We start from the raw sequence: 13,981 nt of genomic DNA, 5'->3' as shown, positions 1-13,981 counted from the left end.
TCGGCGGAGGTGGCGTCAGGCGCAGGGGTTCGTCAGCGTGCCGATACCGTCGATGGTGACCTGCATCAGGTCGCCCGGCGCCAGGAACTTCGGCGGCGCGAACCCGATGCCCACCCCCGCGGGGGTGCCGGTCGCGATCAGGTCACCGGGCTCCAGAAACACGGCCGCCGATATCGCGGCGATCAGTCGCGGTATGTCGAAGATCAGGTCCTTGACGGGCGCGTCCTGGCGCAGGTCGCCGTTGATCCTGGTCTGCACCCGCAGCGCCGTCACATCGTCGACCTCGTCGGCGGTCACGATCACCGGTCCGACGGGGCAGTACGTCGCCGCACTCTTGCCGATGAAGAACTGCACATGCCGCTTCTGCAGGTCGCGGATCGTGACGTCGTTGACGATGGTGTACCCGTACACATGCGACCACGCGTCGGCCTCGGCCACCTTGTGGCCTCCCGGACCCACGACGACGCCGAGTTCGCCCTCGTAATCGCTTGTGGCGGTTGTGTCGTCGCTGACCCTCACCTCATCGCCAGGACCCGCCAACGCAGACAGGGCCTTGGTGAAGATCACCGGCGCCTCCGGAACGGCCTGCTTCTGCGACGCGTCGAAACCACTGCCCGCGAACTCCCTTGCGTGCTCGGCGTAGTTCTTCCCGACGCACATCACGTTGTTGCGCGGCCGGATCGGCGCAAGCACGCGCACCTCGTCGACCGAAAGGCGCGGCGCCGTCGCCAACACCGCCGCTGCACGTGCCAACCCCTGCGGGCCGAGCGCGACGAACTCGACCATGCTTGAGGGTAGGTCGGCATCCGCGGCGAGCGGCACGACCTCGTCACCGTCGAGAACGCCGATGCCCGTGCCTGCGGTCGAACGAAACGTCAGCAGCCTCATTGACTTTGCGTCCCTTTCAGCGGTGAGTCGACTCCGAGTTCGGTCGCGAGCTGACTCAACTCGGCCGCGAGTTGCGGCGGCACGGGCAGTCCGAGCGCCTCGTTGTCCGCGCGCGTCTCGGCCGCCCGGTCACCGGGCAACCGCACCCGCTCGCCGTCGTGGCCGCCGGAGTCGCGCAGTTCGTTCAGATGCCGGGTCACCTCGGCGCGTACCTCGTCGGCGGGACGGAACAGGTCGGCACGCAACACCAGAATCGACTGCCCGGTGTTCGTCGGCGTGACCTGATCCTTGCGGTGATCCACCACGTCGGACCCGAACGCTGCGCCGTTGAGCACACCGGCGAGCAGGCCGATCGCGATCGTCAGCCCCGATCCCTTGTACCCGCCCATCGGCACGAGATAGCCCTCGTGCGCGCGGGCCGGATCGGTGATCGGACGGCCCTCGGCGTCGACGAGCCACCCCTCCGGCAGTTGCCGTCCTTCGCGCGCCGCCACTTTGATGCTGCCGTGCGACGTCGCGGTGGTGGCGATGTCGAGGAGGAACGGGACATCGCCGGTGGGAATCGCGATGGCGATCGGATTCGTGCCGAGCATCGGGTTGCGGCCGCCCCACGGCGGCATGCCGTTGGCGTTGGCCACCGCGAAGTACATCGCGACAAGCCCTGCCTCGGCAGCCATTTCGGCGTACAGGCCGGCTGCCCCGGCGTGGTTGGATGCGACGGTACCCACCCAGGCGATTCCCACTTCAGCCGCCTTGGCGATCGCCAGCTCGGTGGCCCGCGTCATCACAACCTGTCCCAGCCCGTTGTCGCCCTCGACCAGCGCCGACACCGGCGTCTCGTGGACCACCTGGATGTGGGGTCGCACATTGATGCCACCGGCCTGAATGCGGCGGACATACGGCTGCAACCGGATGAGGCCGTGCCCTGACCGGCCGCGCATGTCTGCCTCGACCAGGCGCGATGCCGTCACCTCAGCGTGCTCAGGAGACACCTCGCAGGCGCGAAGGATCGCCGCGGCGAACTCGGTCAGCTCGGCGGCGGGCAAGCGCGTGGTCATTCGTCGACCTTGATGTCGAACAGGCGTGCTGCGTTGCCGCCCAACACGAGTGCTCGAGTGTCGTCGTCCAGATCGACCTGCGCCAGGAATGCGACCGGGTCGACGGTGCTCATGTCGAACGGATAGTCGGTGCCCATCAACACATGGTCGGCGCCGAGGTCGGCCACCAGCTGCTCCACCATCGGCGGGTCGAACACGTTGGTGTCCACATAGATCGAGCGCAGCACTTCGCTGGGCGGCACATCGAGGTGGTGGCGCAATTCAGGCCGGACCCGCCAGGCGTGGTCGGTGCGGGCCACGTAGAAGGGCAGGTACCCGCCCCCGTGCACCACCATGACCCGCAGTGCCGGATGCCGGGCCCACACCCCACCGAGGATCATCCGAGTCACCGCGAGAGTTGAGGCCAGGGGCATACACATCACGTTGACGAGGTAGTAGTCGCGAAACCGCTCGCCGTGGGTGAACCCCTGCGGGTGCAGGATCACCGTCATGTCGAGTTCGACGACTGCCTCCCACACCGGGTCGAAGCGCCGGTCATCGAGGTCGCGCCCCAGCACATCGGCGCTAATCTCGACACCGCCGAAACCGAAGTCACGCCGTGCTTCCCGCAGCATCTCGACGGCCAGGGCGGGATGCGCGAGGGGGACGTTGGCCACCGCCGCAAAACGGTCAGGCCACCGCGCCACCACCTCGGCGAAGCGCTCATGTTGAATCCGGTTGACGCGCAACGCCTCCTGTTCCGGAAGCCAGTAGAAGTACTCGGTGGGCGGCACGGACAGCACCTGGACGTCCACACCCTGGGCGTCCATGTCGACAAGTCGCTGCTCGGCGTGTTCGAACTGCGCCGTGTTCAGGGGGCTGGCCCGGTACTCGGCGTTGTAACGCTGCGTTTCGGCCGAGGAGTACAGCGCGCGCGGCTCGAACTCCGGCCGGAAGTAGGGCTTTGCGATCGCGGCGGCCGGCGGCACCGATAGGTGCGAGTGGGCGTCGACGCACAGGCAGGCGGGACGCGCTGCGGCCGAGGGCAGGATCCGCGGCGCGAGGTCGGGCCACCACTCGGCCTGCTCGGTCACGCCCGGCCGACCGCCGAACCGGTGAGGGCGCCGCCAATCTGTTCACGCGTCAGGGGCAGCTCGACCACCTGGTTGAGCTCCGCGGACAGGTCCGCCGCCAGGTAGACCTCCATGGTGACTCGTGCCAGGTGCGGATCCACCATCACGGGGCGGTCCAGTGCTACCGCTTCGATGAAATGCGTTGTCTCTCTTTCCATCGGACCCGCGTACACATGGTCGACGAACTCGCCGGGCATCGTCGACAGCGGGAACTGAACGCCGTCGGCCACGGTGTTGAGCACGATGTCGCGGTGGCTGGCGTCGGCCAGCACGGCGCCGTCGGTGCCGATGACCTCCATCCATGTGGTCGAGGCGTTGGGGTAACCCGGCGGCAGTGACATTCCCGCGCCCACGGCCACGACGACGCCGTCGTCCATGGTGACCACCAGATACTGGGTATCGGGCACGTCGAGCGTCGGTTTGCGCACGCCCCAGGCGTTCTGCGAGTAGACGCGCACCGGCCTGCGCGGCTCGAGGCACCAGAACGCGAAGTCCAGGTCGTGGGTGGCCTCCATCGCGGCAGGCGAGAGTTTGGTGCGCGACCCGATTTTCGCGCCGAGCGAGCGCGTGATGTGGCGGCTCAGCAGAATACTGGTGACGCGGCCCAGTGTGCCGTCGTCGACTGCGCGTTTGATCATCGCCTGCTTGGCGTTGAACCGCTGCGAGTAACCGATGGTGAGTTTGAGCTTTCGCGAATCGGCGATCTCGATCAGTTCGTCGGCCTCGTCGAGGGTGAGCGCGATCGGCTTCTCCAAGAGCACGTGCTTTCCGGCCTCGAGTGCGGCCTTGGTCATCGGGTGGTGCAGGTGCTCCGGCGTGGCCGAGACGACGACCGCGTCGATGTCGGCATTCTCGACGAGGTCCTCCCACCGGGCGGTGACTATCGTCGGGTTCGTCTGCGCGGCAATGTCGTCCCGGCGAGCACTGTCGATCTCGGCCAGATGCAGCTCGCCGACTAGCGGGCAGCGCGACGCGGTGACGGCGCGGATTCCGCCGCACCATCCGGTGCCGATGATGCCGAGGTTGATCTGCTGCATGCGCGTCCTTCCGGCTAGGTGAGTCCCTCGAGGAGTTCCTCGGGACTGATCGGGAGCGATACCGGTCGACCGGTGCGGGCCGAAAGGTCCATCGCCATCGTGTTGATCAGGTTGTGGTGGCCGTCGGCGGCGGTCGCATGCGGCGTCTCGACACCGCGGCAGACGCGCGCAAACCATGTGGTGGTCTCCTCGCGCATCGGCCCCCAGAGCATGCCGCCGGACACGTCGCCGGGCGGATAGCTTCCGATGAAGTCGACATGGCGGGCGGTGGGCGGCGCGAACCCGCGACTCGTATAGCCGGCCGGCTGGCCGATCTCCGAGGCGAGGATGACGTCGCGGTGGGTGTCCTCGACGTCGATGACGCCTTGCGTGCCGACGATGCCGATCTCCAACCCGTACACCGCGCCAGGCCATACCGTCGGCAGCGCCCAGTTGATGTTCATCGAGAACACGACGCCGTCGTCCATCGTGAAGATGCCCGACGTGCCGTCCTTCGTTCCGATCTCGCCGAGCGTGCGGTCGGTCGAGCGGGCGTACACCTGGACCGGCTTGCGGCCTTCCATCAGCCACATGCACATGTCGAGGCTGTGTGTGCCCGAGACCACCATCGGGGTCAAGCCAACGGGGTCGGCGACCTTTCGCAACGTGGCCTCGGGCACCATCCGGTTCATGAACGCACGTGTGACAACCGTTGTCACGTCACCGATCTGGCCGTCGCGCAGCCGCTGTTTGACCGTCTGAAACCTGCGGCGGAAGCGCTGGGTGTAACCGACGACGGCGTCGACGCCCGCGTCCTGGATAGCGGCGAGCACCCGCGCCGACTCGACAGGATGAGTGGCCAGCGGCTTCTCGATGAACAGCGGCACACCCAGCTCGACGGAGCGCAGGATCGGCTCCACGTGTTCCTGTTCGTCGGTGGCGACGATGACCGCGCCCACTTCGGGACGCGCGAGAAGTTCGTCGACGTCGGTGGTGGCGAAGTCGGCTTCGGTGTGGTCGGTCAGGCCCTTGAGCGTCGGCTCGTCGACGTCGCACAACCCGAGCCAGCCGATCCCCGGGTATTCGCGTGCCAGCACTGCGCGGATGCGCCCGACCGTCCCGCAGCCGATAACGGCCAATCCGACTGTGCCGTGGGCCTTCACGTCAGCCCCAGGAGCCGCGCCGCGTTGCCACCCGCGACGAGGTCGATCTGGTCCTGCTTGAGGCCGGTCGTCGCGCCCAGCAACGCCAGGGGATCGTCGTCGCCCATGTCGTACGGATAATCCGTGCCGAGCAGCACGTGATCGGCGCCGTAGGTGTCGACGAGGTACTGCAGTTGGCCCGGCTCGAAGACCATGGTGTCGAAGTAGAACTTGCGCAGATAGGTCGTCGGCAGGTCGGGCACCCCTTCGCGGACGTCTTCGCGAGCCCGCCAGCCGTGGTCGAGCCGCGCGGCATAGGCGGGCAGGTAGCCGCCGCCGTGTACGACGACGACCTTGAGGTCCGGGTGACGTTCGACCACGCCGTCGAAGATCAGATGCGCCGTGGCCAGGGTCGCCTCGAACGCGTGTCCGACGATGTTGACGAAGTTGTGGTCCTGCATGCGCTGCGGATGCGTTGCACCCTGGGTGTGGACGACGGCGACCAGGCCGAGTCTCTCCACCTCGGCCCAAAACGGCTCGAGTCGCGCACTGGAGATCTCCTCACCCTCGACATGGGTGCCGATCTCGATGCCACGCATGCCCAGTTCCTCGGCGAGATAACGCAATTCGCCGACGGCCGCGTCGGTGTCCTGCAGCGGTACGGTGCCCAGCGGCAGGAAGCGGCCGGGATAGCGTGACGTCGACTCTACGAACTCCTCGTTGATCATTCGCGCGACCTTGGCCCCGAGTTCGGGGTCGGCCCAGTAGTAGTACTGGTAGACCGCGACGGCGACCGCCTGAACATCCACGCCCATCGCGTCCATGTCGGCCAGGCGCACGTCGAGCAGGTCCATCTTCGGCCGGATCGCTTCGAGCTGGCGCCGGTTCACCGCCTGGGTGGTGGGGTTGCCGTGCCCGAGTGCCACCTTGCCCGCGGCCCTTGCGGGCTCCGTCATGAACTCCGCGACCGGCGCGCATTCACGGTGACAGTGGATGTCGATGACGGGACCGTCGTTGCGGGACGCCCTGACCTTGTCCACATAACCTCCTGGGTCTCACTGCGGAGCCTAGGACGGCTGAGGGGCGCGCACACTCACGCCGACCGTGAATGTCCGCCGATCGGTCTCCCGGCCGACGCCATGGTCGCCTCAGGCCCTCGCCGCTGCCGCGCGCCCGCGCGACAACCGGACCGTGATCGTGACCAGGCAGACGACGGCAAGCAATGCGACGGCCACCGCGAAACTGACACCGGCCGTGCGCAGACCGAGCGCCTGCGAGGCGAACCCTTCGCCGACGACCGGCAGTGAGATCGCGGCGTAGACGACGACGAAGTAGGTGGAGTTGACTTCCGCGCGGCGCTCGGGCGGCGTCTTATCGGCAACGGCGGCCAGGCCCCGACTGAAGCTCACGCCGACGCCGACGCCGGCAACCACCGCCGCGACGATCAGGCCCGTGAGCGAGGAGAAGTGCAGTGCCGCAGCCAGAATCACCATGCCGACGATCAGCAGCACGCTGCCCGCCGCAATAGCGCGGTGTGGGTCGAATCGGTCCGAGGCGATCTGCGCGACGGCCGACGCGCCGAAGATGAGGCCGACGATCAGTCCGGCGACGGCGTGGTTGCTGATGCCGACGACGTCGGCGAGGAATGCGGGTGCGACGGCGGTGAACAGCCCGGTGACTGCGAAGCCCGCGAATGCTGCGACGCCCGCGATGGCGAATTCGCCGCGAACCTCCGCGGGCAACGAGAGGCGTTGCACACCGATGTGCCCACTACGCGGCGACGTCTCCGGACTCGCCAGGACCGCGACGCTCACCAGCGCGAGCATCGCGATGTGCACGATGAACGACAGGTGCAACGGCGCGGGCGCGTACTCGACCAGCAGACCGGACAGCACCGGTCCGGCGCCGAGGCCGCCGATGTTGGCCACCGTGGCGACCGCGGCCGCCCTGCCCCGCCAGCGCTCGGGCGCGGCCTCGATGACCGCCGCCGTCGCGGTGCCGGTGAACAACCCGGCCGACACGCCGGAGAGCACCCGTGCGATCAGCAGGTCGGGCACGGAGTCGGCGAACAGGAACACGATTGCACTGCCCAGTGCCGACGCCACCCCAGCCAGGAGAATGGGCCGCCTGCCGATCGCATCGGACCACCGGCCGAACGCCAGCAGCGTGACCAGCACGCCGCCCGCGTACGTCGCGTAGACCACGGTGGTGGTCAGCACCGAGAAGTGCAGACGTTCGCCGTACAGGGCATACATCGGGGTCGGCAGGGTAGTGCCCCCCATGATGGCCGCGAACGCGTACGCCAGCAGCGGGAAGGCGAATCGTCGCAGGCTCACGGGGCAATGTAACCCGTTCGGGGGGCGTCCTAATCCCGTGCGCTGTGTGAGATCACACCTAGTGGCCGGTGATGGCCTTCTCGGCGCCGACGCCCGTCAGCGACCGCACCTCGAACTCGGCGTTGATCTCCGGGTCACCGCGGTCAGAAGAGCTCAGCGTGCCGACGATGCCGAGGATGAACGCCAGCGGGATCGACACGATGCCGGGGTTGGCCAGCGGGAACCAAGCGAAGTCGACGTTCGGCAGCATCGCGGTCTTCGCCCCGGACACGGCGGGCGAGAAGATGATCAGCACGATCGTCGAGATCAGACCGCCGTACATGCTCCACAACGCGCCGCGGGTGTTGAACCGCGGCCAGTACAGCGAGTAGATGATGGTCGGCAGGTTCGCCGCGGCGGCCACGGCGAACGCCAGCGCCACCAGGAACGCGATGTTCTGTTCGGCGGCCAGGATGCCGAGGCCGATCGACAGCGCGCCGATCACCACGACCGTGATGCGCGAGACCCGCACCTGCTGGTTCTCGGTGACCTGATCGCTCTTCAGCACACTGGCGTAGATGTCGTGCGCGAATGATGTTGCGGCCGTGATGGTCAGCCCGGCGACGACCGCGAGAATCGTCGCGAACGCGACCGCGGAGATGATGCCCAGCAGGATCACGCCGCCGAGTTCGAACGCCAGCAGCGGCGCCGCCGAGTTCTGCCCGCCCGGAGCGGCGAGGATGGTGTCGGGTCCGACGAGCGCCGCCGCACCGTAGCCCAGCGCCAAGGTGAACAGGTAGAAGGCGCCGATGAGCACGATCGCCCAGACCACGGAGCGACGGGCCTCCTTGGCCGTGGGCACGGTGTAGAAGCGCATCAGGACATGCGGCAGTCCCGCGGTGCCGAGTACCAGGGCCAGGGCCAACGAGATGAAGTTGATCTGCGACGTCAGCGAGGCGCCGTACTGCGCGCCCGGTGCCAGCACATCGCGGCCCGCGACCGCTTCGCTCGACGAACCCGACACAGCGGTCTGCGCCGCCCCGAGGATCTCGGAGAAGTTGGCGCCGAACTTGGCGAGCACCCACACCGTCATCAGCGCCGCGCCGCCGATCAGCAACACCGCCTTGATGATCTGTACCCAGGTGGTGCCCTTCATGCCGCCGATCAGCACATAGACGATCATCAACACGCCGACCACCGCGATCACGAGGGCCTGGCCGATGTCGCTGGTGATGTTGAGCAGCAGCGCGACCAGGCCGCCCGCGCCCGCCATCTGCGCCAGCAGGTAGAACAGGCAGACCGCCAGGGTGGTCGTTGCGGCGGCCATCCGCACCGGTCGCTGCTTCAGCCGGAAGCTCAGCACGTCGGCCATCGTGAATTTGCCTGCGTTGCGCAGCAATTCGGCGACAAGTAGCAGCGCGACGAGCCAGGCCACCAGGAAGCCGATCGAGTACAGGAAGCCGTCGTAGCCGTAGACCGCGATGGCGCCTGCGATGCCGAGGAAGCTGGCGGCCGACAGGTAGTCGCCGGAGATCGCGATGCCGTTCTGGGGGCCGGTGAATGAGCGGCCCGCGGTGAAGAACTCCGCTGCCGTGGCGTTCTTCTTGCTGGCCCGGATGACGATGAACAGCGTCACCGCAACGAACAGCAGGAAGATACCGATGTTGGCCACCGGATTGCCGACGGTCGCGTCGGCTTGGGCGAACAGGCTGGTGGTCATGCCGCGCCTCCTTCGAGCTTGTTGCGGATCGCCTCGGCGCGCGGATCGAGTTCGCGGTTGGCGAATCGCACGTAGATCGCCGTGATCAGGAACGTGGACAGGAACTGGCCGAGGCCGACCAGGATCCCGACGTTGATGTCGCCCCACACCTTGATGGCCATGAAGTCGTGGGCGAACGCGCCGAGCATCACGTACGCGAAGTACCAAAGCAGGAACACCGCGCTCATCGGAAAGACGAAGCGGCGCAGTCTCCTTCGCAACTCCTGGAACTCCGGACTGGCCTCCGTGGCCAAGTACTCCTGACCGCTGACGGCGGTCTCTGTTCGCGGCGTCATCTGCGGACTCCTGCCCTCGAGGTGTGAACGGCTCAACTGTGCAAGGTAGATGAGATGCAGGTCACATACCCAATGCTCACGAATGCGACACGGCGAAGCCCGAGAAAGGTGCGGTGAGCGGTCGATCCCTGCGATAAACGGCGCTCATCCGAACTGTCTGGTCTTCGCGCGAGCGCTCATCCGAACTTTCTGGTCTTCGCGCGAGCGCTCATCCGAACTTTCTGGTCTTCGCGCGAGCGCTCATCCCCGCGGCACGCGCTCGATTCCCATCCCGAGCCGTTCCGGCACATGCATGCGCGCGAAGATCTGCGCGACGTCCGCGGGCGCGGAGCCGGGGCCGAGGCGGCTGGCCAGGATCATCGTCGCGAACGCGACCGGCACGCTGATCGCTGCCGGATAGCCGATCAGCACCGCGGGCCAGCCGCCGAGGACGTCCTCGTCGATGCCGCCCGCCAGCGCGACCGTGACCGCGGTCCCAGACAGCAATCCGCCGACTACCAACCCGCATGTCGCGCCGAACGCGGTGAGCCCGCGCCACCAGATGCCCAGGACCAACAGCGGGCACAAGGTCGACGCGGCGACGGCGAAGGCCAGACCGACGCTGCGCGACAGTTCAAGGCCGCCAGTGGTCGCCAGCGACAGCGGGATCGGGATGAGCCCGCCGACGACGGCGGCGACGCGAAAGTCGCGCACCCGACCGCGTAGCACGTCTGTCGACAATGCCCCCGCGATGCTGACCAACAGTCCCGATGACGTCGCAAGGAACGCGGCGATGGCGCCCGCCGCGACAAGCGACCCGAGTAGTTGACCCGCGGCGCCTGCGAACGCGGATCCCGGCGCGAGCAGCACCGCGGCGTCGGCGTCGCCCGTGACCAGCAGTCGCGGCACATACAGCCGGGCGAACGCGCCCAGCAGGGTCGGGAACAGATAGAACAGCGACAGCAGTGCGATGACGGCAAGCGCGGTGCGGCGTGCGGCACGGCCGTCGGGATTGGTGTAGAAGCGCACCAGCACATGCGGCAGACCCATGGTGCCGAGGAACGTGGCGACGATGATCGACAGCACCTGATAGAGCGGATGCCCGCCGCCAAGACCGCCCCCGGACTCGATCCAGTCCGCGCCGGAGCTGGGCGTACCCGCGACCACCGGCGTCGCGGTGCCCGCTGCCAACGTCAGCGTCGATCCCGCGCCGAGGGTGTGCTCGCCTGCGGACGGAATCGGTTGTGCGTCAACGGGCGTGCCGTCGAGCGTGCCGGTCACGGTGATACCCGCGGGCCGGGCCACCTGCACCACTACGTCGGTCTCGATCGCCACGCTGGTGGGCGCCCCTACCGTCGGCGGTAACGGTCCGCCGAGCTCGACGCGGTCGGCGGCGAACAGCCCGAGTAGCGCCAGCGCGGGGATCGCGATCGCCGTCAGCTTGAGCCAGTACTGGAACGCCTGGACGAACGTGATCGACCGCATCCCGCCCGCGACGACGTTGGCGATGACGATGGCGCCGACGACCAGCGGTCCGACCCACACCGGAAGTCCGAGAAGCGCTTTGAGTGCCAACCCCGCGCCTTGGTATTGCGGCACTATGTAGTACACGCAGACGACGACGACCACGACCATCGCCACCCGGCGCAGCCTCGCCGAGCCCAGCCGGAACTCGGCGAAGTCGGGAACCGTGTACGCCCCCGAGCGGCGCAGGGGTGCGGCGACGAACAACAACAGCCCCAGATAACCGGCGGTGAAGCCGACGGGGTACCACAGTGCGTCGGCGCCGTACTTGGCGATCAGGCCGGCGACGCCGAGAAAGGATGCGGCCGAGAGGTATTCACCGGAGATCGCGGCGGCGTTCCAGCGCGGTCCGATGCTGCGGGACGCGACAAGGAAGTCCGACGTCGTGCGCGACAACCGGACGCCGTAAGCGCCGATCGCGACGGTGGCCACCGCCGCTGCGAGCAACGCGGCGGCCGTCAGCGCCGAGCCTGTCACGGTTCGCTGTCGACGACGCCGACGAAGTCGCGTTCGCCTTGTTCGGCCAACCGGATGTAAAGCCGCCCGACGCCGTAGAGCAACGGGTACACCAGCGCACCGAGCACCAGCCAGTTCAGTCGGATGCCGAAGACCGTGACCGCCGCCAGGTCGGGGAATGCCGCGTTCAGCAACGGGATCGCGACGACGGTGCAGACCACCACCGCTGCCAGCCGCAGTGCCAGTCCGAGCTGCGCGCGGACCAGCCCGCGGACCAGGGCGTCGCCGACCTGCGTCTGCTCCTGGACCTCTACACGGGTGCGCACCATCCGGGCGCCGCGCCGGTGTGCGAGCACGACGCGTTCCCGTTGCGGCCGTTCGCCGCTAGTCATCGGGCCTCAGATTGCGCATCGGGTCGCGGATCACGCGGTCCCGCAATTCGCGGGCCTGGCGTCGGCTTACGGGTAGCTCGACGGCGGGGGATGCCCCATTGGCCCGCAGTCGCACCAGCACACCGCCATCGCCGGTGCGCAGGCCAGTGACCATCCGCAGCGCCACCAAATACGACCGGTGAACTCGTTGGAATCCGCGGTCGCGCCAACGGTTTTCCAGTGTGCTCAGCGGAATGCGCACCAGATGCGAGCCTGACGCCGAGTGCAGACGGGCGTAGTCGCCTTCGGCTTCGACCCAGCCGATGGTCTGTCGCGGCACCAGGTGGGTGACGCCGCCGAGTTCGGCGGGGATGACATCGTCGTCGGCGCTGCCGGCTTCGGCGGGTTCGGCGCTTCTGGCAGCCAGCACCCGTCGCACCGCCTCGTCGAGCCGGTCCTGGCGGATCGGCTTGAGCAGGTAGTCCAGCGCCCCGACGTCGAACGCGGCGACGGCCTTGTCGTCGTGCGCGGTGACGAATACGACGCGCGGCCGCTGCGAGAACTTGGCGAGCACGCCCGCGAGTTCGATGCCGGACAGCCCGGGCATGTTGATGTCGAGGAAGATCGCGTCGATGGGGCGACGCGAGGAGCGAACGGCGCCTGCGTTGATTTCCCGCAGCGCCGAGGTGGCGTCGCCGACGCGAATGACGGTGCCGATATCGGCGTGCTGCTCGAGCAGGTAGGCCAACTCGTCGAGTGCGGGCGCCTCGTCGTCGACGGCCAGCACGGTCAGCGGGGAAGTCATCCGAACACACCTCCGCCGGCCCGTACGCCGGACCGGAACTTCGGTACGCGCATCACGACCTTCGTTCCGGCGCCGATCGCTGTTTCGACCACCAGACCGTAGTCGTTGCCGAACGCCGCGCGCAGGCGATGGTCGACATTGGTCAGGCCGACATGCGCGGAGTGCCCGGTGGTCTCGGCCAGCGCGTCGCCGGGACCGGTGCGCAACACCTCGGGATCCATTCCGGCACCGTCGTCTTCGACGGTGATGACGCAGTCCGAACCCTCGTCGCGCGCGACGATCTCGACCTCGCCGCCGCCGCGGCCGGCAAGGCCGTGCCGAACCGCGTTCTCCACCAGGGGTTGTAGGGCCAGGAACGGCACCACGACGTTGAGTACCTCGGGTGCGACCTGCAGCCGCACCGTGAGCGCCTCGCCGAATCGGGCGCGCTCAAGGGTGAGATAGCGGTCGATGTTGCGCAGTTCGTCGGCCAGCGTCGTGTACTGCCCGGCGGCACGAAACGAGTAGCGGGTGAAGTCGGCGAACTCGAGGACCAACTCGCGGGCCCGGTCCGGGTCGGTGCGCACGAACGAGGCGATGGTGCCCAGCGCGTTGTAGATGAAGTGCGGGCTGATCTGCGCGCGCAGCGCGAGCACCTCGGCGCGGTCGAGGCGGGCGCGCGACGCATCGAGTTCGGCAAGCTCGATCTGGCTCGCCGCGTAGCGGGCGACCTCGCCGACGGCGCCCAGCAGTCCGGGCGCGGGGGAGCGGGTCGTGACCACCACCAGCACGCCCAGCACGTCGCCCTCGGCGAGCAGGGGCTGCGCCACGACAGTCGACGTCGTCGCGTGGGTCAGCACCCGTCGCTGGCCGGGTATCGCGGCGCGCGCGGCGCGTTCGCAGGCGTCGAGCACGTCCGGCGCCCACAGGGTTTCGTCGGGTGGGTCCTGAGCCAGCAGGCGGGCGTCGCCGTCGAACAACGCGACACCGTCGGTGCCGGTCAGGCCGCGCAGGAACGGCGCCGCGGTCTGTGCGGAGTGGGTGTGCAAGCCTTGGCGCAGCGCCCGAGCGGCCAGCGACGCGGTGTGCAGCGCGGTGTGGACGGCGCGCTCGGTCGGCGTGGCCACCACACGGCGGGTGCGCACCACGACGACGGCGGCGGCCACCGCGGCCAGCATCAGCACCGCCGCCAGCGCTATCGCGAGCTCGCCCGACATGATTGGGGCCACCTTAATCCGGCAACGCGGAAAGACTGCAGCTTGTTCAGCTCCCGCGGCCGCT

The 13,981-nt window shown here is 68.2% G+C and carries 13 protein-coding genes; all 13 read right to left on the bottom strand.

Annotation, left to right across the window (positions count from 1 at the left end; translation table 11 throughout):
- Positions 1-15: 15 nt before the first annotated feature.
- The 13 genes from N4S67_RS01150 to N4S67_RS01090 all read right to left on the bottom strand — a co-directional run bounded on the left by N4S67_RS01150 (position 16) and on the right by N4S67_RS01090 (position 13,917).
- Positions 16-888, bottom strand: coding sequence for a fumarylacetoacetate hydrolase family protein (locus N4S67_RS01150; RefSeq protein WP_260991102.1), 873 nt, complete (start codon positions 886-888; stop codon positions 16-18).
- The gene (locus N4S67_RS01145) at positions 885-1,946 is read right to left on the bottom strand and encodes an Ldh family oxidoreductase (protein WP_260991101.1); all 1,062 of its coding nucleotides are present in this window, start codon (positions 1,944-1,946) and stop codon (positions 885-887) included. The genes N4S67_RS01150 and N4S67_RS01145 overlap by 4 nt, the downstream gene beginning before the upstream one ends.
- Positions 1,943-3,019, bottom strand: coding sequence for an amidohydrolase family protein (locus N4S67_RS01140; RefSeq protein WP_260991100.1), 1,077 nt, complete (start codon positions 3,017-3,019; stop codon positions 1,943-1,945). Before N4S67_RS01140 ends, N4S67_RS01145 begins: the two co-directional genes overlap by 4 nt.
- The gene (locus N4S67_RS01135; RefSeq protein ID WP_260991099.1) at positions 3,016-4,095 is read right to left on the bottom strand and encodes a Gfo/Idh/MocA family protein; all 1,080 of its coding nucleotides are present in this window, start codon (positions 4,093-4,095) and stop codon (positions 3,016-3,018) included. The genes N4S67_RS01140 and N4S67_RS01135 overlap by 4 nt, the downstream gene beginning before the upstream one ends.
- 14 nt (positions 4,096-4,109) lie before the next feature.
- Complete coding sequence (locus N4S67_RS01130) at positions 4,110-5,237, bottom strand: Gfo/Idh/MocA family protein (RefSeq protein WP_260991098.1); 1,128 nt, start codon at positions 5,235-5,237, stop codon at positions 4,110-4,112.
- Positions 5,234-6,256, bottom strand: coding sequence for an amidohydrolase family protein (locus N4S67_RS01125; protein ID WP_260991097.1), 1,023 nt, complete (start codon positions 6,254-6,256; stop codon positions 5,234-5,236). Before N4S67_RS01125 ends, N4S67_RS01130 begins: the two co-directional genes overlap by 4 nt.
- Positions 6,257-6,364: 108 nt before the next feature.
- Entirely contained in the window at positions 6,365-7,552 is a 1,188-nt protein-coding gene (locus tag N4S67_RS01120; RefSeq protein WP_260991096.1) for an MFS transporter, read from the bottom strand.
- 58 nt (positions 7,553-7,610) lie between these two features.
- Entirely contained in the window at positions 7,611-9,251 is a 1,641-nt protein-coding gene (locus N4S67_RS01115) for a solute symporter family protein (protein WP_260991095.1), read from the bottom strand.
- Positions 9,248-9,586, bottom strand: coding sequence for a DUF485 domain-containing protein (locus tag N4S67_RS01110; RefSeq protein WP_260991094.1), 339 nt, complete (start codon positions 9,584-9,586; stop codon positions 9,248-9,250). Before N4S67_RS01110 ends, N4S67_RS01115 begins: the two co-directional genes overlap by 4 nt.
- Positions 9,587-9,826: 240 nt before the next feature.
- Complete coding sequence (locus N4S67_RS01105) at positions 9,827-11,566, bottom strand: sodium/solute symporter (protein ID WP_260991093.1); 1,740 nt, start codon at positions 11,564-11,566, stop codon at positions 9,827-9,829.
- Positions 11,563-11,937: a hypothetical protein gene (locus tag N4S67_RS01100; protein WP_260991092.1), complete on the bottom strand. Its 375-nt coding sequence runs from the start codon at positions 11,935-11,937 to the stop codon at positions 11,563-11,565. Before N4S67_RS01100 ends, N4S67_RS01105 begins: the two co-directional genes overlap by 4 nt.
- Positions 11,930-12,721 carry a LytR/AlgR family response regulator transcription factor gene (locus tag N4S67_RS01095; RefSeq protein ID WP_260991091.1) on the bottom strand — a complete coding sequence of 264 codons (792 nt, stop codon included), beginning with the start codon at positions 12,719-12,721 and terminating at the stop codon, positions 11,930-11,932. The genes N4S67_RS01100 and N4S67_RS01095 overlap by 8 nt, the downstream gene beginning before the upstream one ends.
- Positions 12,718-13,917, bottom strand: coding sequence for a sensor histidine kinase (locus tag N4S67_RS01090; RefSeq protein ID WP_260991090.1), 1,200 nt, complete (start codon positions 13,915-13,917; stop codon positions 12,718-12,720). The genes N4S67_RS01095 and N4S67_RS01090 overlap by 4 nt, the downstream gene beginning before the upstream one ends.
- Positions 13,918-13,981 lie beyond the last annotated feature (64 nt).

Origin of the sequence: Mycobacterium deserti, assembly GCF_025345615.1 — a bacterium.
In the GTDB taxonomy this organism is placed as follows: domain Bacteria; phylum Actinomycetota; class Actinomycetes; order Mycobacteriales; family Mycobacteriaceae; genus Mycobacterium; species Mycobacterium deserti.
Note: the sequence above shows the minus strand (reverse complement) of the source record. Positions and strands in the feature narration are given on the sequence as shown.